The organism is Paenibacillus sp. TSA_86.1, from assembly GCF_052691815.1.
In genome coordinates, this window is sequence record NZ_JBQZGE010000004.1 from 287,064 (window position 1) to 308,152 (window position 21,089).

The 21,089-nt window shown below is 46.0% G+C and carries 22 protein-coding genes and 1 riboswitch; all 22 genes read left to right on the forward strand.

What is annotated here, in order from left to right; genetic code table 11:
* Positions 1-6 precede the first annotated feature (6 nt).
* Positions 7-828 carry an Fpg/Nei family DNA glycosylase gene (locus tag ACUTVW_RS12480; protein ID WP_445646093.1) on the forward strand — a complete coding sequence of 274 codons (822 nt, stop codon included), beginning with the start codon at positions 7-9 and terminating at the stop codon, positions 826-828.
* A complete protein-coding gene (locus tag ACUTVW_RS12485) occupies positions 818-1,666 on the forward strand; it encodes a deoxyribonuclease IV (RefSeq protein WP_445646148.1) in 849 nt (282 codons plus the stop codon). The genes ACUTVW_RS12480 and ACUTVW_RS12485 overlap by 11 nt, the downstream gene beginning before the upstream one ends.
* Before the next feature lie 18 nt (positions 1,667-1,684).
* Entirely contained in the window at positions 1,685-2,026 is a 342-nt protein-coding gene (locus tag ACUTVW_RS12490; RefSeq protein WP_445646094.1) for a cyclic-phosphate processing receiver domain-containing protein, read from the forward strand.
* Positions 2,023-2,340, forward strand: a complete 318-nt coding sequence (locus ACUTVW_RS12495; RefSeq protein WP_445646095.1) for a thioredoxin family protein — start codon at positions 2,023-2,025, stop codon at positions 2,338-2,340. Before ACUTVW_RS12490 ends, ACUTVW_RS12495 begins: the two co-directional genes overlap by 4 nt.
* The gene (locus ACUTVW_RS12500; protein ID WP_445646096.1) at positions 2,337-3,116 is read left to right on the forward strand and encodes an ABC transporter ATP-binding protein; all 780 of its coding nucleotides are present in this window, start codon (positions 2,337-2,339) and stop codon (positions 3,114-3,116) included. Before ACUTVW_RS12495 ends, ACUTVW_RS12500 begins: the two co-directional genes overlap by 4 nt.
* A gap of 6 nt (positions 3,117-3,122) precedes the next feature.
* Positions 3,123-4,172 carry an SAM-dependent methyltransferase gene (locus ACUTVW_RS12505; RefSeq protein WP_445646097.1) on the forward strand — a complete coding sequence of 350 codons (1,050 nt, stop codon included), beginning with the start codon at positions 3,123-3,125 and terminating at the stop codon, positions 4,170-4,172.
* A 188-nt stretch (positions 4,173-4,360) separates the two neighbouring features.
* On the forward strand, positions 4,361-5,839 hold the full coding sequence (locus ACUTVW_RS12510; protein WP_445646098.1) for a serine/threonine protein kinase: 1,479 nt from the start codon (positions 4,361-4,363) through the stop codon (positions 5,837-5,839).
* Positions 5,840-5,856: 17 nt separating this feature from the next.
* A complete protein-coding gene (locus ACUTVW_RS12515) occupies positions 5,857-6,888 on the forward strand; it encodes an SAF domain-containing protein (RefSeq protein ID WP_445646099.1) in 1,032 nt (343 codons plus the stop codon).
* 57 nt (positions 6,889-6,945) lie between these two features.
* The gene (locus ACUTVW_RS12520) at positions 6,946-7,659 is read left to right on the forward strand and encodes a ParA family protein (protein ID WP_445646100.1); all 714 of its coding nucleotides are present in this window, start codon (positions 6,946-6,948) and stop codon (positions 7,657-7,659) included.
* Entirely contained in the window at positions 7,656-8,486 is an 831-nt protein-coding gene (locus tag ACUTVW_RS12525; protein ID WP_445646101.1) for a hypothetical protein, read from the forward strand. Before ACUTVW_RS12520 ends, ACUTVW_RS12525 begins: the two co-directional genes overlap by 4 nt.
* Positions 8,487-8,493: 7 nt before the next feature.
* Positions 8,494-10,320 carry a pilus assembly protein CpaF gene (locus tag ACUTVW_RS12530; protein ID WP_445646102.1) on the forward strand — a complete coding sequence of 609 codons (1,827 nt, stop codon included), beginning with the start codon at positions 8,494-8,496 and terminating at the stop codon, positions 10,318-10,320.
* The gene (locus tag ACUTVW_RS12535; protein ID WP_445646103.1) at positions 10,310-12,376 is read left to right on the forward strand and encodes a hypothetical protein; all 2,067 of its coding nucleotides are present in this window, start codon (positions 10,310-10,312) and stop codon (positions 12,374-12,376) included. Before ACUTVW_RS12530 ends, ACUTVW_RS12535 begins: the two co-directional genes overlap by 11 nt.
* A 68-nt stretch (positions 12,377-12,444) precedes the next feature.
* Positions 12,445-12,930 (forward strand): ABC transporter permease, encoded by a 486-nt coding sequence (locus ACUTVW_RS12540; RefSeq protein ID WP_434750760.1) that lies wholly within the window; start codon positions 12,445-12,447, stop codon positions 12,928-12,930.
* A gap of 16 nt (positions 12,931-12,946) precedes the next feature.
* Positions 12,947-13,342 (forward strand): hypothetical protein, encoded by a 396-nt coding sequence (locus tag ACUTVW_RS12545; RefSeq protein WP_445646104.1) that lies wholly within the window; start codon positions 12,947-12,949, stop codon positions 13,340-13,342.
* A complete protein-coding gene (locus ACUTVW_RS12550) occupies positions 13,342-13,893 on the forward strand; it encodes a hypothetical protein (RefSeq protein WP_445646105.1) in 552 nt (183 codons plus the stop codon). Before ACUTVW_RS12545 ends, ACUTVW_RS12550 begins: the two co-directional genes overlap by 1 nt.
* Positions 13,880-14,902, forward strand: coding sequence for a hypothetical protein (locus ACUTVW_RS12555; protein ID WP_445646106.1), 1,023 nt, complete (start codon positions 13,880-13,882; stop codon positions 14,900-14,902). The genes ACUTVW_RS12550 and ACUTVW_RS12555 overlap by 14 nt, the downstream gene beginning before the upstream one ends.
* A 54-nt stretch (positions 14,903-14,956) precedes the next feature.
* Positions 14,957-16,510: an ABC-F family ATP-binding cassette domain-containing protein gene (locus ACUTVW_RS12560; protein ID WP_445646107.1), complete on the forward strand. Its 1,554-nt coding sequence runs from the start codon at positions 14,957-14,959 to the stop codon at positions 16,508-16,510.
* A 39-nt stretch (positions 16,511-16,549) separates the two neighbouring features.
* Positions 16,550-16,659: riboswitch (TPP riboswitch) on the forward strand.
* A 267-nt stretch (positions 16,660-16,926) separates the two neighbouring features.
* A complete protein-coding gene (locus tag ACUTVW_RS12565; RefSeq protein WP_445646149.1) occupies positions 16,927-17,598 on the forward strand; it encodes a thiamine phosphate synthase in 672 nt (223 codons plus the stop codon).
* A gap of 40 nt (positions 17,599-17,638) precedes the next feature.
* On the forward strand, positions 17,639-18,883 hold the full coding sequence (gene thiO, locus ACUTVW_RS12570; RefSeq protein ID WP_445646108.1) for a glycine oxidase ThiO: 1,245 nt from the start codon (positions 17,639-17,641) through the stop codon (positions 18,881-18,883).
* Positions 18,880-19,083 (forward strand): sulfur carrier protein ThiS, encoded by a 204-nt coding sequence (gene thiS / locus ACUTVW_RS12575; RefSeq protein ID WP_445646109.1) that lies wholly within the window; start codon positions 18,880-18,882, stop codon positions 19,081-19,083. The genes thiO and thiS overlap by 4 nt, the downstream gene beginning before the upstream one ends.
* An 83-nt stretch (positions 19,084-19,166) precedes the next feature.
* Positions 19,167-19,934, forward strand: coding sequence for a thiazole synthase (locus ACUTVW_RS12580; RefSeq protein WP_445646150.1), 768 nt, complete (start codon positions 19,167-19,169; stop codon positions 19,932-19,934).
* Positions 19,931-20,980 carry a ThiF family adenylyltransferase gene (locus tag ACUTVW_RS12585; protein ID WP_445646110.1) on the forward strand — a complete coding sequence of 350 codons (1,050 nt, stop codon included), beginning with the start codon at positions 19,931-19,933 and terminating at the stop codon, positions 20,978-20,980. The genes ACUTVW_RS12580 and ACUTVW_RS12585 overlap by 4 nt, the downstream gene beginning before the upstream one ends.
* Positions 20,981-21,089: the final 109 nt, after the last annotated feature.

The following is a 21,089-nucleotide window of genomic DNA, read 5'->3' on the forward strand; positions in this document are numbered from 1 at the left end:
TAAAGAATGCCAGAGTTGCCGGAAATGGAAAATTACCGGACGTTATTGTCCGAGCATATACTTGATTTACCGATTACAGGGGTAGTCGTGAACCGTGAAAAGACGATTAATACAACTACTGATGTGTTCATAAGTGAACTAACAGGCAATCGGATTATATTTGTGGAACGGCGCGCAAAACATCTGGTCTTTCACCTCGCAAACGGCAAACGCCTGGTGTTACATCTTATGTTAGGTGGCATGCTGTTCTGGGGTACAGAGGACGAGCGTCCTGACCGCACCACACAGGTAGAGATTCAATTTGGAGAACATATTCTGTTCTTTATCGGTTTACGCCTTGGTTATCTGCATCTGATGACTTCCAAAGAAACGGAAGAAGCGATGTCCGATCTTGGTCCAGAGCCCCTGGATCGCCGGATGAGCAAGGAGCGTTTTGCCGGGTTGCTTAAAGGACGCCGGGGAACACTCAAAACAACCTTGGTAAATCAACATATTATTGCAGGCATCGGTAACTGTTATTCAGATGAAATTGCCTTTGCGGCTGGACTTAGACCAAGCTCCAAAACGCAGAATATTGCAAACTCGACAGAACTAACCGAGCGGTTGTACCACTCCATGCAGTCCGTGCTGCGTGAAGCTGCGTCTGAGGGCGGTTATATGGAAATGCCATTGATGCAGGGAGATAACAAAACAGGTAAGTTTGACGAGCAGTGCCGGGTTTACGACCGGGAAGGCGAAGCTTGTCCTCGCTGCGGGGGAACGATTGAGAGAGTTGAAATTACGGGCAAAAAGGCATTTTTCTGTCCGAAATGTCAGCATGAGGCCTAAAACCGGTATCGGCGCACATGTCAGCACCAGAGGTGGATTTTTGCAGGCGGCCAAGAGAGCATATGAGATGGAAGCAACGGCTTTTCAATATTTTCCGAAAAACCCGCGCAGTCTCAGTCTGAAACGTCTGGATCTGAAGGATGCTGCACATTGCAGGGGGTGGTGCGCGGAGCATGGACTAGCATCCATCGCTCACTCGCCCTATCCCACGAATCCGGCACTTGGCACGACCCGTGGAGAGGCGGGGTTTCATGCAATTGTTTCTTCGATTCGCAACGATCTTGAGATTTCGGACGCCTGTGGCTCTGTTGGAACGGTCGTTCATTTTGGCCATGTTCAAACCCAAGATCCACTGGAGGGATATCGGAATTTGATTCACTGTTTGGATACCGCGCTGGAAGGGTGGCAAGGTGAATCTAAGATTTTGCTTGAAAATCAGGCAGGAGATCATGGACCCATGGGAACAACGATGGAAGAGATGATCCAAATTCGCAAGCTGAGCCGGTATCCCGAACATATTGCTTTTTGTTTCGACACATGTCATGCTTTTGCTTCAGGGATGTGGTTTGCCGGAGATGAGGCTACTTTATTGGAGAAGGGAAAGCAGCTGGGATACTGGGATGTGTTAGCGGCTGTTCATTTGAATGATTCCAAGTACGCATCTGGCATGAACAAAGACAGACATGCGAGAATTGGTCAGGGCCATATCGGCTATGAATCCATGCAGAGACTTCTGCAATCGCCACATATTCAACAAGCGGTTGTTATACTGGAGACGGAAACGGGAGAAGATGGAACGCACCGTGAAGATATACAACTCATGCGTTCCTGGTTATAAGTTGGGAGGTTCGAGACGATGCATGTTTTTCTGGATGATTATCGTTCTTGTCCAAAAGGATTTGTTCTGGCTACCAATGCAGAGGATTGCCTTTTGTTACTGAGAGAAGGCGAAGTTGACATTCTATCACTGGACTATGAGCTTGGGCCGGATTCGATGAATGGCGGTGAGGTTGCAGCGGCGATTGTACAGGAAGGGCTGTATCCACGCGAAATCTATTTACATACGTCGAGTATGTATGGAAAACGTCAGATGTACGAGATGTTGTATAGCAATAAACCGGACTCGGTGTTGATCCATAACGGTCCGATGACGGGTGAGGTCATGCTACGGGTGGCTGCGGAGGCGGAGAAGTCATGAAGCCGATCACATCCAAAATGTTATTGCGGGGTGTATGGGAAGGCATGCCTCAGGCTGTATTTATCTTTACGCCACTATGCGGAACCTGTGCAGCTGCCCGTCGTATGCTGGAAGTCGCCGAGCATATGCTGCCAGAAGGTGTTTTATATGAAATGAACATTCATGATATCCCTGAGCTTGTTCAGCAGTTTCAGATTTCCAGTGTACCGGCGTTAATGTTGTTTGATGGTGAGCAAGATGTACCTTCCATGTTATACCGGATGAACTCCGTTGAGCATCTGCTGAATGAAATTCGGAAGGCGGTGTTGAAATGAGCATTGTAACGATGGAGCAAATTTCGCTTCGCCGGGAAGAAAATCAGATTCTGGATGATGTTCATTTGCGTATTGAACAGGGTGAACACTGGGTTATTTTAGGACGTAATGGATCGGGTAAGACCACACTGCTGGAAATGATGAATGGATATATGTTCCCAAGTAAGGGACGCATCGAAGTACTCGGACATGTGTATGGACAATGCGACGTGCGGGAGGTTCGTAAGGAAATTGGTTATATCAGTCAAACCTTGATTGAAAAGCTTACCTTACGCGACCCGGTATGGGAGGTTGTCGCTACAGGAGCATATGCTTTTTTGCGTTTCTATCAGACGATTCCGGATGAAGTGAAAACAAAAGCGATGCAGCTGCTGAATGAGATGGGTTTCTCGAAGCTGGCAGATCAACCGCTGGGAACGCTATCCCAGGGAGAACGCAAAAAAGTCATGCTGGCACGTTCGTTAATGGCTGAACCGAAGCTGCTCATTATGGACGAGCCCTGTGCTGGCCTTGATTTGTACGAACGTGAGAAGATGCTGATCGAGATTGATCGTTTGCGTCGGCGGAATATGACGGTGGTGTACGTGACCCATCATGTGGAAGAGATCGTGCCGTTGTTTACTCATGTTGCACTGATCCGTGATGGACGCATTGCCGCTGCTGGGCCGAAACATGAAATATTAACAGAAGATACAATTAAGCATACGTATGATATTCCGGTGGATATTCAGTGGCATGAAGATCGGCCTTGGATACGCGTACGTTCTGGAGGGTAACACAAGTTGAGTACACAATCGTCTTCGGGAGAAGCGGATTTTTCCCGTTTTATATGCACTGCGAATCATGGGTTTGCGCCTTATGCGCAGGAGGAGTTACGCCGTACTTTTGGAGCAGTTAAGAGTACTGTGCTTGTTCCAGGAGAAATTCTGCTTGCAGGTTTGCCGGCAGCAGAGGAAGAAGTTTCGGTTAGGCTGTTACAAGAGTCACCAACGTTTTTACGTCATATTCAACCTGTTCAATTCCAAGAGAACACGGAAGATTCGGAGCAGTCTCTGGAGAAACTAATTGCATTTATTCTGAATCATAAGGAATTGTCAGGTGCTCAAGTTGTGATGCAAACACGCAAAACGGAAGGTTCGTTTTGGCGCGAAAACGCAGCTTCCTTGAAACAAACGCTGACAGAAAAACTGGATGATCTGGGATGCGAGTGGGTTATTCGTGATGCTGAGTATGTCATTTCGGTATTTGCTGCCAATGAGATGTTATATGCTGGCGTATCCAGACCGGAACAGAATCTGTCAGACTGGAGCGGTGGAGCGGTCCGTTTTCAGAAGGAAGAAGGGCAGATCTCAAGAGCCAAGTTTAAGTTGCTTGAAGCCGAGCAAACGTTTGGCATTGATTTTACTTCGTTTCACAAAGCACTGGATATTGGGGCTGCGCCGGGGGGATGGACATCATTCCTGCTTGAACGTGGGCTAGAGGTAACGGCGGTTGACCCGGCGAAGATGGATGCGACCTTGCTGGCTTCACCCCGATTGACCTTTTTGAAAAAAAATGCAGGTGATGTCCGCTTCCGCGAAGGCGAGTTCGATCTGCTTGTATGTGATATGAGCTGGAGTCCGAAGCTGATGAGCAGGCTGGTATCCGATCTTCTGTACAGTCTTCAATCCGGTGGAACAGCGATTGTCACGGTAAAATTACTACACAAGAAACCACTCGCGCTCATTAAAGATGTGATCGATACGTTCGAGCGTTCAAGGATGCAGATTCAACGTTCGAAGCAACTGTTCCATAATCGTGAAGAGATCACACTTTATATGATTAAATATTAAGTGACTTAACTTATAAAATTTTCTGCTTTACAACGGTTGATTTGGTGTACTATAATGATACCAATATTAACCATAACGATATGAAATTTGAGGGAAAGCATCCCGAATGTGAGCATAACTGGATTTCCGGTTTGTTCATTTTCGGTGAAGCTTTCCCTTTTTTATGTTGTTTGGAAGGAGGAATACTTATGAGACATCCGGCCAGGCTAGAACGCGGAAGCCTGCTGGGAGAAAGATACCGTATTCTGTCTGTTCTTGGTTCAGGTGGGATGAGCCATGTGTATGAGGCAGAGGATCTGAAGTTACCAGGGAAAATCTGGGCTGTGAAAGAAAGCGTCATGAAGATGCCTTATGAAGGAAGCATGGAGAGAGAAGCGGCTCTGTTGACATCGTTGCGCCATCCGAGGCTTCCGCAGATCATTGATTTTTTTGTGCCTGATGAAGATGGTTATACGTACCTGGTCATGGAATACATTGAAGGATTAACGTTAAGTGATTACTTCAAACAGTGCCTTGGCAAAATTCCGGTGGAGCAGTTGGTAGAATTCGTTCTTCAATTGTTGGAAGTGCTCAGTTACTTGCATAACCTGGATCCTCCGGTCATTTACCGAGATCTGAAGCCCTCTAACATTATGATTACACCGGAGCATGAAGTGCGGCTGATTGATTTTGGTATTGCCCGCAGTTATAAGATACAGCATGCCCAAGATACGGTTAAACTCGGTACAGCCGGGTTTGCGGCCCCGGAACAGTATGGTTCTGGGCAAACAGATGCTCGTTCAGATCTGTATGGTCTTGGCGCTTTAATGTTGTATCTGATGACGAGCGGAGCTTATACCGAATGGATTCAAGGCGTGGAGAGCTCTATAAGGGGAGATGTCCCACGAAGCTACATCCCTGTTGCGAGAAGGTTGTTACGATATGATGCGAATGAGCGGTTCCAAACGGCTGACGAGGTGAGAAAAGAACTTCTTCGAATACCGGGAGTCATGCTCTCCCATTCAGATCACCAGATGACGCTTGGCGGAGGAACCCGAGTGATTGCACTTACTGGCGCATCCGCCGGGGCAGGTGTTACCCATACAGCGATAGCGATCAGCCATTATTTGGAGAGACGGAACTTCAAGGTTGCTGTTATCGAAATGTCACCACGATCTCAATCATTCACACGTATTCAGCAAATTGCACTTGGCGGTAAACCCGTGGCATCAAGCAGGCAGTTTGCGGTGGATGGTGTGCATTACTGGAAACAGTCGGGCCGAGCCGACATTTTATCCCTGCTGGGTGGCAGTTATCAGTTCATTGTGATGGATCTTGGCAGCGGACAGGATCAAAACCGGATTGAGGAGTTTCTGCGTGCGGATCTGCCCATCGTTATTGGTTCCGGGGCAGAATGGAAACAAGCAGAGATCAGTTCCTTTGTGCGAACACATCATCGGTATCCACGGGAGAAATGGATATACTGTCTTCCGCTTGCCGCAGCAGACGCTGTGGATCGTGTACGTAGAACGCTGAATACATCCCGTGTTTACGGTTTGCCGCTACAGCTTGACCCATTTGATAAAGAGCCGCATATGGACAAAGTGTTCTCACATATGTTGGGTCATCTGATAGCGAGACAGCCCCCCAAACGTTCATTTTTTTCACGTAAAAAAGTGTATGAGTAGAGGAGATTGCGAAAGGAGTGCCTCTTTTGTCCAAATTAAGAAAACAAAGTCGTCAACTGATTTATGCAGGACTGATTGGAGCAGGAGCTGTGGGTATGATCTTTGGAGGATATGTGATATACCAGCTGCAAACAACAGAGGATGTCAGGTCTGCTATGGAGGCTCGTTATCTGTCAGCGTATGAGGAGAAAGAAACGGAATTGTTACAGCAATGGAATTCCGGAGCCCAAGGATGGGTTACCGTTAGGGATATTGAAGCGGGAGAAGCCATCTCAGCCGAGGATCTGAAGTTGATCGCGATACCGGATGCGCAAGCTCCACGGAATTTGTGGTCCAGTGCGCTGCAGATGAAAGGGCAGTCAGCTAAAATTGAGCTAAAAAAAGGAACAGCCATTACAACGGAGATGGTGTACGAAGAAACACAGGCGTCGCCTGATTTAAGAAATCGGGAGCTGCAAGTTGTACTACTGCCATCCTCGCTTGCGAAGGGAGACAGGATTGACGTTCGGATTCAGTTTCCGACAGGTCAGGACTATATTCTCTTATCCAAGAAAAAGGTGGAGCGGTTAAATGCAGCGACATTGTGGGTTACGATGACCGAAGAAGAGATTTTGTCGCTGTCCAGTGCAATCGTAGATGCCTATTTACATAAAGCTTCAATCTATGCTCTAACCTATGTAGAACCACAATTTCAGACAGCGGCCATCCCGACATATCCAGCTAATTCCGAAGTGTTAAAACTGCTGGAGAGTGATCCCAACATTGTCCGTCATGCTGAACAAGAGTTATCCCGACAAGTTCGAAGCTCACTTGAAAGCTCGTTAGCAGCTTCTATGTCAGCACCATCCAAAGGTGTTGAACAGGATGTGGCACAATCCTCGGTTACGTATAACAAAAGGCCGACAGCACAAGGTTCTTCTGGGACTAACGAAACAATTTGGAATGACGGGGCAGGCAATACGGAAGTGGGTCAAACTGCAGAGGCATCGGATGCCATCCAATCTTCAACATTGAACGAACAGCAGCAATTGCTAACCGGAAATGAGTAATTAAAAAATATTTTCTTCTTGTAACAACATTATATTGAGATTGCGGGGCGCTTATCAGTGCACATTTGGATTTTTGCAGGTTTATGCGAGAAAAATGATCTGATGTTATATCTGTGCAAAATACTTGCTTCGACAGGTAAGCGGGTTCTGCTAGTGGATGGTACGTTGCAGCAGAAATACGGATATAGCATCGGGGATCATCAGCAATCTTTACGGGTTGTGGAATTTGAAGGGTTTGATCTAGCCTGTCATTTTGTTACAGGGGCGGCAGTAGAACAACACTTACAGATGAATGGTGAGACTCTGGACAGTTATGATTATGTGTTATACGACATGGAGACGCTGCATTTTGCTTCAAGGAATTTATGGCTTGCCGCAGATGTTCGTGTCTGGGTGAGTGACTATGAGCGGTACAACCTGGAGCGCGGGAAAGGATGGCTGGAACAGTTACTCAATGAACATGAACTTCCTGAAGAGTTGGCTTTTCAACGAATGTTAATTAATGGTGTAGATTGCAGACTTGAAGCTCATTACCTGTGGGCTTATCTAGAGGGGAGTCCCTTTCAATGGACGGGAGAATCCTTGATCCTTCCATGGGATGAACTCAGCGCTGCCGTTAAGCTTGAAAATGAACATCATCGCCGTGTGCAGCTCGGCCCACTGTCGAGAAACTACAAAAAATCGTTATGTCGTGTTGTGGAGCAACTAACAGGGTGGGAGCGTGTTCGTAGCCGCCGTGCGATCAAGGAAGTAGGGAGGATGAGGGCATGAGTACGATCACGTTTTGGAGTCCATTTGCGGAAATGGGTTGTTCCTCAAGTACTTTGCTAAGTGCATACGCCATGGCACTTCAGTATAGAACCAGAGTGCTATTGATTCATACAGGTCGGGCGAACTCCGTTATAGAATCAGGCTTATTTCAGGAGGAGAGAGCTTCAGCTGATGCATTGTATTCTTTTGAAGAGAACGGTTGGGATGCCGTTGAACGACTTTTTCATAGCGGAAGTCTGAACAAGCACAATTTAAGGGATTACACCAAGCCCCTGCTGAAAGATCGACTTGATCTGTTGACGGGAAGTATGAATTGGAGCGAGCGATCTGCGAGTGAAAAAGCGGAGTTGTTAAAAAAGCTGCTGGAGACCGCTAACCAATGTTATGATCTCGTCCTTTTGGATGTAGAGCACACCAATGTTGATTCAGACTTACTGGTGAAACAAGCAGACTATGTTGTCGTTGTTCTGAATCAAGATATGAGGAATCTGGAACAATTTTTTGAAGAGATCTTGCCCGAACAGTCGAGTGAACGGAGGCTGCATGTACTCATTAATAAATATGATCCACATTCTCGTGCTACGCTCTCCAATATTAAGCGTGGTTTCAGATACAAGGGGAGTCTTTCTGCTATCCCTTATACTACCGGCTTTTTGGATGCGATGAATCGCAGAGATGTTGCCAGATATCTACAGCTTGAGAATCTAGGTGATAAAAAAGATGTTCGAAAAGGGAGTTTTGCCGCTGGCATGGGGGAACTCGCTCGCCTGATTATGGACGGTGCGGGGATGCGTACTGTGCTGAAGAGGCTAGAAAGGGGAGCCTGAATCTCCAATGTTGTGGAATGCAGTCATCATAACGATTATTCTAATTGCAGGCATGTATTATGTCTGGTTCAAGTATCGAGCATACAGTCGGGATAAAAGCGAGCGAATACCTGAGCAGGAATCTTTTACGATTGAGTCATTAATTGAACAAGTTAAACATTCATTGCATGAAATAAGTCATAGCCAGCTTGCCGACGCAGGTTTACATGAGGAAGAGTATCGGCGTAGAATCAATCAGCGTGCTGAGATGAGAAAAGCACTCAAAGGCTGTGTGTCCGGAAGCATCAGTGACAAAACGTATGTCAAAAACCTGATTGCTGACCTGTTGACACGAAGCATCGGTCTGAACAAGTCTAACGTGGATGAAGTGATGATGTTCGCTGACCCCGAACGGTTAACCATACAAGATCGCTTTGAGATCGTCTTTTATATGTACCGTCAGCAATTTGGCACAGATGCACTTTCCAGAATGATCGATACTTATGATTTAGGTAAACTAAGGCTGGAAGAAGGTTCACAAGACGGCGGCAGTTATTATATTTCAGAGCGAGATATTCAGTATGTCTTTGAGTGTGAATACCGGGAATTGGGATTCAGAGAAAAGGTAGAAATTATCGTGCAACGTATCTACCAACACTATAAAGGATTCTCGGTTGTGGATGAGATCAGGGATCAACGGATCGATGGTGTAAGTGGAGGAGTAAGCGGGGTTCACGAGACGCTTCCACATATGGGGAATCACATACCGGCTTCCTGGAATGATCTTTTGGAACATGCTTTTGAGGATAAACCTGATGAAGAAGCACTTAGCGGGATGGAGAGTGTCTGGATTTTTTATAAGGGTAAGTCCATACACCTGTCTTTCTTGAGTTTTGGCAGCATTCGGGAGTTGAAGCGAGTATGTCAGAACATCTATAAATACAATTATCCTGGTCAATTATCGGAGGCCAGCGGTTATAAGGTCAATGAAATGAAAGACGGCTCGCGTGTGGTCGTTGTGCGTCCTCCTTTTTCCGAATCCTGGGCGTTTTTTGTACGGAAGTTTGATATCCCTAATGCTTCACTCGAACAATTGATCACAGGTAACAACGCACAATTACCAATCGAACTATTGCAATATTTGATGAAAGGTAGTCGGATCACAGCCGTGACCGGTGCTCAGGGTTCGGGTAAAACAACATTGCTGATGGCTATGGTGAAACATATCTATGCCTCGTATACTCTGCGAGTACAGGAGATGGCATTCGAGCTGCAGTTAAGACGGATCTACAGTCGCCGCAACATTCTGAGTTTTCGGGAGACGGAACATATATCTGGTCAGCAAGGGTTGGATTTGCAGAAAAAAACAGATGGGACAGTAAACATTCTCGGTGAGGTTGCAAGTGATGAGGTGGCTGCCTGGATGATTCAGATGTCACAGGTGGCGAGTCTGTTCACCCTGTTTACGCATCATGCTAAAACTTTCCGTGATCTGGTGTTTTCTCTCCGGAATTCGCTGCTCAAAACAGGGATGTTCCAGCATGAACATATCGCCGAAGAACAGGTTGTCAGTGTCATTAACTTTGATGTTCATATGAAAAAAGATGCAGAGGGCCGCAGATATATTGAGCGGATTACCGAATGTATTCCCCATTCCCGTGATGAAGGGCTTATAGAAGAGAGGGCTGGATTTACATTTCAAAATGTTGTGGAATATCAGCATGGTAAATATGTGGCGACTGCCCCGATCTCCGCTTCGTGCATCGTGGATATGAAGGAACAAATGACGCTGTCAGATGCTGAAAAGTTCGAGCAGTTTACGGGACATCACTGGGGTGAGACATATGGGCATTAAATGGCTTCTATTGTTGATAATCGGCATTTGTGCGGGTGGTTTAGTCATCACGTTACTCATTCTTTATGTTTCGCGGCGAAAAGAATCAGGCTCAACATACGCAGCCTCGAATGTCATCAGCATCCAGGGTAAAAAGAATAGGGGCTGGGGAACGTTCTTGTTACAGGCGTATCAAACGGGGATGAAGGTACCCGTGCTATCAGCGTATATATTACAGGTGCAAAAAAGAATCTCATATCGCTATGCCAAGGACGAACCAGCGCTTCGCAGAGTCACAATGACTGTTGTTCTGATTATTATGGGCGGGTATGGAAGTATCAGTGTTGCGCTGTTTTTTTTGCAGCCTGGCCTCACTTTTATTATTCTGGCCATCCTTTGTGCTGTCGTACTGAACAATCTTGTGCTGGATATGTGCCTGAGTCGTATGGAGAAAAAATTGCTGGTGCAAATGCTTGATCTTTTTGCCGATGTAAGACATCGGTATCACCAACACGGAATGGTTGAGGAGGCATTGTATGAAGCGTCCGAGGCGGGGGCAGGAGAAGCAGCCGAACAAGTCAGACTAATCTATGAAGCACTAACTTCCCCTGATCCGAATGAGGCACTTGAGCGTTATTATGAAGTGGCACCAAACCGTTTTCTCAAAGGTTTTGCTGGTGTTTCTTATATGGTTATGGAGTTTGGAGACCAGGACAAGCAGCAGGGCTCCATTTATCTCCAAGGATTGGGTAATCTGACTCAAGAGATTCATTTGGAAATTTTGAGGCGTGACCGGCTTGATTATCTGCTGCAAGGATTAAATGTAATTGCTCTTGCTCCTATCCTATTTACAGGGCCGATTGAGCGTTGGGCTCGGGTCAGTTTTCCGACGATGGATGAGTTTTATCGCAGCAAGCTTGGCTTTATCACCAAAATTTCCATTTACGTTATCATTATTGTTGCCTATCTGCTGTTACAGCGTCTACAACAATATGATGAAACCCGCTATCGTTCTGGGCAGAAGCAATCGACACTGGATCGGTTCCTGTATAAACGAATCTTTTTGCGGAGGATGGCTATGCTTTTTGCTCCCAAACCTGGGACAACCGCGTACAATCAGACCATCAGGTTAATGAGAGAGAGCAATACCGAGTTAAAATACGAATGGCTGGCTATTCGCAGATTAATGTTGTTTGCAAGTTGTCTGGTTTTGAGCATTGGCTTGATTCTTTTGCTACATCAGGTCGAGCGTAATCATATATTACATGATCCAATCAGGGATGATCGTATGTTTGGTGTAATGTCGGAGACGGATCTGAAGGTAGCCATAGAGAAGACTGCGCTGGACGGAGCGGTTATGACATATGTCGAAATGAAGCAGGGAGCTACTTACGAGCATATTTCCAATGCGCTGTTGCAGCTTGCACCAGTCCGGCTGGATCATGATGCACAGACGGCAGCAATTCAGCGGATTACAGACAAATTAAAGGCTTATAACAACCAATATATGCGCTGGTGGGAGGCTGTTTTGGCATTATTCATGGGTATAGGCGGTTATTATCTGCCAATTTGGCTCATGTTGTTCCAACGTAAAATGCGAAGTTTGGATATGCGGCATGAAATCTATCAATTCCAGACGGTGATTTCCATTTTGCGAGAGATGGATCGTATGTCTGTAGAAGAAATTGTGGAATGGCTTAATCGATTTGCTGTTATTTTCAAAAGGCCGCTGCAAAAGTGTCTGCTGCACTTCGAACATGGCCCTGAACAAGCGCTTGAACAGTTAAAAGAGGAAGTGGGTTTACCTGAATTTCAACGTTTAATTGATAAACTGCAGCTGGCCCTAGGTAAAATATCCATTCGTGAAGCTTTTGATGATCTGGAAAGCATGATGGCCTTTTATTTTGAGCAGCGCAAACAGGATTACAGCAAAATCATTGATATCAAGGCAGGCTGGGGAAGAACGATCGGTTTCGCACCTATGTATGCTCTGATCTTCCTGTACCTCGTTATTCCGCTGGTAGGCATGAGTTTTATGCAAATGAACATGTATTATGAACAAATTCAGAAATTGTAGTGCTTCACTTTTAGGAACGAAATAAATCAACATAAAACCAAACATTTTACTCTAGGAGGGTATTTCATATGAATAATGCATCAAGTGCTTTAAAGGTGGCAGCAGGAATATTTTTGACCATTGCTTTGATAACGATTGTAGTATTGTTATTTATTTCGGCTCAGGAAGCAACCAAAACAGCGCAGAATAACTTTGCAGATATTCAAACAGAACTGTCCCAGGCAGCATTTACCGTGTATGACGGGACAACCATCAGTGGCTCACAAGTGACCAATGCTTTACGTAAATATGCGGACAAAGATCAATTTGGTATCCAGGTTATAACGGGGAAAAACAAAAGCGGACAATGGTACGGCAATCAGCTCAACATCTCTCAGGATCTGAATAATGCGGACTATGGGTCTGTCATTGCACCTGATGACAAGGTCGGTAGCATCAATCAGACGATGAGTGAAAAAGACAATCAATATGTTAATCCTAGCGGTAAATTCAAGGCGATCATTGTTAAAGACCGATCCAATGTTGTCAGAGGTCTGATCTTTCAGCAATCCTGACTGGAGATGGTTGAACATGTCCCGGAACACACAGCATCTGATGCTGTTCTGTACAGCGGTTGTCCTTTTCGTGACAGCCTGCCTGCACGGGCAGTGGAATATCCGTATTTTAACCGAAGCCTTGAACGACAGGGTGAAAACACAAGCAGCTATGGAAGGCAGAGTGCATACGACACTACAGACGAGCAGAATAGTCAGATATACCGGAGATGAGGTTCTGCATACCGTGCGGCAAATGACAGGTTCAGGGATTCAAGTGGAGCTGGACGGTTATGGGTATGTGATCGATCCGCTTGTTCATCCATCAGCCATGATTCCAGTTGAGTTAGACGGGAACTATCAAACTGAATATAAACGAAGTGCATCCGGAGAGTTGTTAAAGCTTTCTTTTTGGAAGGAGGTAGAGAGATAGTGCTCAATGGAGCATCCAAGTTGTTTGCGGTTTTGCTTGCTGTGCTTCTGCTCTATGTGTATCCTGCGGCTGAGACTGCCGAACGTCAGGATGATATTGCGCGCATGACGGCGACCCGGAGTGTCACAAGGTTTGTAGATGCCGTCCGAACGAAGGGGTATATCTCACCTCGAATGCTGGCGGAATTCCAAGAGCAGTTAGCCCAAACAGGCAACAACTATGATATCTCACTAGAACATTTACATAAAAAGTATGTGCCTCACTATATAGATCCAATGAATCAAAGCAGTTTCACAGGCACATATGAGGTTGTTCATGATGCATACTATTTGTCCCAGATCCGAGAACGCCTATACCCGTTGTCCAGCACATTGTCCCTGGATGACCCTGGGCGGAGATATACGCTAAACATGGGTGATTTCTTCACCGTCAGTCTTAAAAGCACGAATCGCACACCGTCCATGATAATACGTGAATTGTTGCAAGGCACTGCCCAAGCTGCTGCGGTTTTTGCTTCTTATGGGGGTATGGTACTGAATGAAGATTACTGAGCTTTCCATTGTGTTTGTACTTATTTTCTTTCCGCTCTTTTACATACTTACGTTCCATATGCATGATGCACATAAGGCCAATGAATTGGCTTACCGATACCAAAGAGCACTTCAAACTGCCGTAATGGATGCTGCCGCAGTTATGCACCAGAATGAAAAACAAGATGCTGAAGCAGGCTATGATTCTGCCAAGTTCGTGAAGGCGGATAAGGAGCTGGCTTTGTCCACCTTTACCCGGACGATGGCATTAAACATGGGAATACGGGATGACAAGGTGGCAATCCAACATATGTTGGATTATATCCCGGCGATCATTATTCTGGATTATGACGGTTATTATATTTTTGCTAAGGAAGCGGAGATGACTGGGACAATGGAAGTGTCTTTCAGACAGGTGTGGAGCCCGAAAAAACCGTATACATATTCCGATTCGGACGGCAACAGCATTAATTTCACACTTGACGGTTATGTATATGCTTATGATGCTGGTGCAGGGAAATGGATCGAAGGATTTCAGCATGAATTGGCCACGAGTTCAACCATTACCCTGCTTCAGGATTCAACGCTTTTTGAACAAGTACGGCGCGGCCGGATCGTGACCCGTGTACAGGATGAGTTAGCAGACGTAATCAATCGCCATAATGAGTTCGCGAGGAAAAATGGTGTATCTTATTTGTTTACGATGCCTCTGATCTCACAAGAAGATTGGTACAATTCGATCAATGATACAGGAATCATGGCTTTTATACAGGGCATTGCTGTAGGGGATCAGAAGATTAATAATTTTGCGATTGGCGGGGGTAGACTGGTCAAAAAAACAGCAATTGTTGGCGGAATCGATCCCGCTACAGGGATAAAATATCATTATCCAGCGACCTGTAAGCCAGGTTTTCGTGCTGAAGAGGTATTTACGACTGCAAAGCAGGCAGCCTACAGGGGTTACTTTGAATATGATTGCTCTGCCCAATTTTCATTACTTTCAGAAAAGACTGAACCTGTGCTAGAATAGGGGTTTGAAACGGTAACTAAAAGTAATGTAAATAGATAGGAGCAATCTCATCATATGAGTTTATTGTCAGTAGAGAACGTTAGTCACAATTTTGGAGACCGTACGTTGTTTAAAAATGTTTCTTTTCGTCTACTCGCCGGAGAACGAGTTGGGTTTGTTGGAGCAAATGGTGCCGGAAAATCAACACTCATGAATATTCTGACGGGAAAACTGCTTAAGGATAGCGGTAAAGTGGAGTGGACACCTAAGGTCCGTTATGGTTATCTTGATCAACACACGAAGTTAACACCAGGCAAGACCATTCGTGATGTGCTCAAAGATGCTTTTCTCCCATTGTTAGAACTGGAAAAGGACATGATGGTGATTACGGATCAGATGGCTGATGCCGATCCAGACAAGCTGGAACAATTGCTTGAAGAGATGGGCGAGATTCAGGAGCAGCTGGAACAGGGTGATTTTTATCTGATTGATGTGAAAGTGGAGGAAATGGCAAATGGTTTGGGATTGAATGCCATCGGTCTTGATCGGGATGTTGCCGCTCTTAGTGGTGGACAACGCACGAAGGTACTTCTCGCGAAGTTATTATTGGAGAAACCTACGGCCCTACTGTTGGATGAGCCGACTAACTATCTGGATGTAGAGCATATTGAGTGGCTGACACGATATCTGAAAGACTATCCATATGCCTTTCTGCTGATCTCTCATGATACGGAGTTCATGAATGAAGTTGTTAATGTCATCTATCATTTGGAGTTTGCCAAATTGACGCGGTACGCTGCCAACTATGATAAATTCCTGGAGATGGCGGGTATGCAGAAAGCACAGCACATCGATGCCTATGAAAAGCAGCAGGAATTCATCAAAAAGCAAGAAGATTTTATTCAGCGCAACAAGGCTCGGGCTTCAACATCAGGCCGGGCGAAAAGCCGTGAAAAACAACTCGGCAAAATTGAGCGTATTGATCGTCCAGACGAAGCTGCGAAACCAACATTTAAGTTCAAGGATGCTCGTGCGAGTAGCAAAACTGTTTTTGAAGGTATCGACTTTGAAATCGGTTATACGTATCCGCTATTACCCAAGATGACAATGACGATTGAACGTGGAGAAAAGATTGCCATTGTGGGATGTAACGGTGTAGGCAAATCAACACTTCTCAAAACAATTCTGGGTAAAGTTGCGCCAATCAGCGGTAAAACATTCCTTGGAGATTATTTGGAGACAGCTTACTTCGAACAGGAAGTGCGCGCTGGAAATATTACACCGATCGACGACGTGTGGAATGAATTTTCTCACCTGACACAGAATGAAGTGCGAGGTCATCTTGCGCGTTGCGGTCTCAAAAATGAACATATCACTCGTCCGCTTAACATGCTGAGCGGAGGAGAGCAGGCTAAAGTTAGATTGTGTAAACTGCTGATGCGTGAGAGCAACTGGGTTTTGTTTGACGAGCCGACGAACCATCTGGATGTAACGGCGAAGGCTGAACTGCAGCGTGCGTTGCAGGAATACAAGGGAACCGTTTTGCTTGTATCTCACGAACCGGATTTTTATGAAGGCTGGGTCACCAAAACGTGGAATGTAGAAGAGTGGTCTGAAAAAGCACAATGACAAAAAAAACCGGTTGTGGTAATATAGGCTACAACTTCATATGAACACTAGGGGGGCCGCACGATGCGGCTGAGATGGAAGAATGCGATTCCGGACCCTTCGCACCTGATCTGGATCATACCAGCGTAGGGAAGTGGCGCGTTTCAGCGAAAACGATAGTATATGATTCTTCAATGGAAAACGGGATCTTTACTACATCGTGATGCATGCATTTCAATACTCGAACAGACAGTTATAGGGTTACCTATTACACTGTTTATCAGGTATTGTCGAATGTTTGTTATTGAACTGAATCTTAGTTTATACGCAGCCACTCCCCTACGGGAGTGGCTTTTTTGGATTCTATATTTGTTGCGTTTGTATGTTACGTCATTCGAAGCTTGGTGTTGAAAGGAGGGAGAACGAGGTTGTCTATCATGATGTTTGAGGACAAGTCAAAAGTATCGGATGAACAATTAAGAAACAACTCTCTTTTTGAGCTGCATGTAATATCCAGCAATAGAGGGGATCAAGAAGCCACGCTGAAGGCAGCTAAAGAAATTTGGCCTTGGGCGGATTATATTCATATCCGGGAACAGCAGCTTCCGTTACACGAGAAGTTAAACTGGGCCAGATTGATGGTCGAGTCTGGTGTCCCAGTTTCTCGGATTGTAATCAACGGTGCGAACCGGTTTACGGCTGAGGATGCTTGTTATCAAGGGGTGCATTGGAGCCAAGACATGTTACACAAGGCGAAAATGACGTTGGAACCCGGAAACAGGCATGATCTACAGCCCCGTCTGGGGGTATCTGTACATTCAATTCATGAGGCGAAAATTGCAGAAGAGTATGGCGCAGATTACCTTTTTTTCGGGCATGTATATGCAAGTGCAAGCAAACCGGATATAACTCCAAGAGGATTAGAAGCATTGGCGGAAGTATGCTCGGGTGTGATTGTACCTGTTATGGCAATCGGGGGCATTCAGCCGGATAACATTCGAGCTGTCAGGTCTGCGGGAGCCAGGGGAGCCGCTGTGATCTCAGGTGTACTTCAACATGAAAATCCTGCTCATGCAGCAGCTCTTTTAAAACAGTCTGTGGAAACGTGAAAGTGAATGCTGCTCAATGCTCAATCAAGGGGATGAGAGAATGGAACAGAGAGGAATGGGCCAACCCGAAGGTGTTACCGCACCCTCGTGTGATCAACATCGGTTAATGATGATGTCCACATCCGATACTCCAACTGAATTACGGGGAGTTTTTCATGCAGAAACAATTGTTGTAGGTGGTGGAATAGTAGGCTGTGCAATTGCTTTTGAATTGGCATCCAGAGGGCAGGAGGTGCTTCTTGTTGAGCAATCAGAGATTGCCGGTGGAACTTCCTCCGCAGCTGCCGGCATGCTCGCAGCAGATAGTGAAGATTTTGCACATCCAATTCTAGCACAGGCGGCATATGACAGCAGAGAATTGTTGCATAAGCAAAAAGATCAAATATCCGCTCTTACAGATATGGATGTTGGCTTGAGGCGCAGCGGGTTCATCACCCCATTTCGATCATATAGTGATTTAAGTCAATACAAGGATAAACGAAATGCCTCTTCGGATTCGGGGCAGCATTGGTGGGATCGGAGTAAGGTGCAACGGGAAGTGGCATGGTTGAATCGGGAAACGTACGGGGCGTATTACAAACCATTGGAGAGTGAAGTTTTACCTGTATCGTTGACCAGAGCCTATGCGAGGTCGGCTCAAATGATGGGTGCCCGGATCTGGGAAGGGGTTCAAGATGTTCGTCTATTAGTGAACAATGATCGAGTGCGAGGGATTACAACTGCCAAGGGAGAGATAACTTGTAAACATGTGATCGTGGCTGCTGGTTTGCAGGGGGATCTACTGATGCATCAAGTGGGAGTGACCTTGCCTTCAAGTCCGGTGAAAGGTGAAATGATTGCTATTCGGTTTCCTGCAGAACAAACAGCATACAGACCTGATCGAACGGTATATGCAGAAGACGTCTATATCGTTCCGAAGGCCAATGGAGAAGTATGGATCGGAGCGACCAGTCTGCCAGGAAGAAAAGATCACAGCGTATCTGCTAATTGTGTGCAACGATTACTTGGTGCGGCAAGTTATTGGGTTCCGGGAATCAAGGAGGCAGACTTTTTGCGGGCATGGGCAGGTGTAAGACCATCTACTCCGGATGGAATTCCATATATAGGAAGATGTGGACAAATTACTGGTTTGTACGCGGCCTATGGTCATTTTCGCAATGGAATATTACTTAGTGCGATAACAGGTCGCTGGATTGCAGATATGCTGGAGGGTAAAAGTGCAGAAGAGATCGGCATTGAAGCATTGTCGCCTGATCGAATGAACAGAAGGGGAGTTATGCTGTGAATATTATCGTGAATGGTCAGAAGATGCAGGTTGACGACGGGTTAAATCGTGTTGACAAATTACTGCAATCATTCAACTTGCAAGTAAAAACGGTGGTGGTTGAGTTGAATCGTAATATTTTGACCAAAGATCATCATGAAACAACAACGTTAAGAGAAGGCGATCGGATTGAGATTGTTCATTTTGTCGGAGGCGGCTAAGCAAGGGGATTCATAGGCAAGTGGTTGAAACTTGTAAAATCGTAGTTGTGATCGAATCTTATTAAATACTAGGAGGATTAATGATGTTAAGTATTGGTAAATATGCATTTGAATCGAGATTGCTCCTGGGAACAGGCAAGTTTCCGGATTTGGAAGTGCAGAGCCAAGCTGTGGAGGCTTCAGGTACAGAGGTATTAACCTTTGCGGTACGTCGTTTGAATCTGGAGGAGAGTGGCAAGCAGCACTTTCTGGATACGCTCGATCTAAGCAAGTATACGCTGCTACCTAATACCGCAGGGGCTTCGACTGCAGAGGAGGCAGTAAGAATTGCCGAGCTTGCACGAGCTTCGGGGCTTTGTGATATGATAAAAGTCGAAGTCATCGGAGACGGAGTAACGTTACTGCCTGATCCGCTTGAAACGTACAAGGCTTGCCGCATTTTGCTCGAAAAAGGATTCACTGTGCTGCCTTATATCTCGGACGACGTCATTTTAGCTAAACGACTCCAGTTGCTGGGCGTACATGCAGTCATGCCGGGAGCTTCTCCGATCGGTGCAGGCAGAGGTATTATTAATCCGTATAATCTGGAGATCATCATAGAACAGGCGGTAGTGCCTGTAATTGTGGATGCAGGTTTACGTTCGCCCAAAGATGTTGCTTATGCGATGGAACTTGGGGCAGACGGCGTTCTGCTTAACACGGCTGTATCAGGGTCCAACAATCCCGTTACTATGGCAAAAGCCATGCGACTTGGGGTTGAAGCAGGCAGACTGGCTTACGAATCAGGCATGATTCCAATAAAACGTTATGCTGCGGCAAGCAGTCCGGTGGAAGGAATGGTTCATACATGACAGATCAGTTACATCACGCGGAGCAGTCCGATCGATATTCCAGACAGGAACGATATGCGCCGCTCGGCAAAGAAGGTCAAGCAAGATTAAAGGCTAGCAAGGTTCTCATTATTGGAGCCGGGGCACTCGGAACAGGTATTGCAGAAACGCTGGTCCGTTCCGGTGTTGGACAGATTACGATTGTAGACCGGGACTATGTGGAATGGAGCAACCTGCAGCGGCAACAACTTTATGTGGAGCAGGACGCCATAGAACGTATGCCTAAAGCTATGGCGGCGGCCAAACGTCTAACAGCAATTAATTCAACAGTTCGCATCGAAGCCAAAGTGATGGATGTGCGAGTGGGCGAACTGGAAGAACTCGTTGGGCATGCCGATCTAATCATGGATGCAACGGATAATTTTGATACAAGACTGCTTATTAATGATATGGCGCAGAAACATCAAATCCCTTGGATATACGGGGGATGTGTCGGAAGTTACGGTATTACGTATACGTTTTTGCCTGGTGATACACCTTGCTTGAACTGCCTTCTGGGAGAAGTACCTCTCGGTGGGGATACGTGTGACACGTCTGGCATTATTCCTCAAGCGGTGCAGATGGTGACAGCCAATCAGACAGCGGAAGCGATGAAATTGCTAAGTGGTAATACAGCTGCTCTTAGACGTAAACTGTTGTCATTTGATGTGTGGAGGAACGAGTACATATCCATCAATGTAGATGGGGCGAAAAAACGGGATTGTGCTTCATGCAGCCCATCAGCCACGTATCCGTTTCTTTCTGCATCCAATCTTGAGAAAACCGATGTGTTGTGTGGCAGGGACACGGTTCAGATTCGGCCCGCCCGCCGCATGCAGCTGGATCTTCCGCAGACAGCAGACCGATTGGAACGGCTTGGGGAGGGGAAAGTGGAAAGTAATCCTTTTCTGGTGTCATTCACAACAGGTGATCATCGATTGGTCATTTTTCGGGATGGTCGCGTACTTGTTCATGGAACAAAAGATACGGCAGAAGCACGTACATTGGTTCATCGCTATTTTGGCTGAATAACATTAATCATTTGGCTTAACACCTTCATGACTGAAAATGTCTGTTCCCGGCGGGAATGGACTTTTTCTTTTTATGGCATCCTAACTGTACAATCCATGCCAAGTA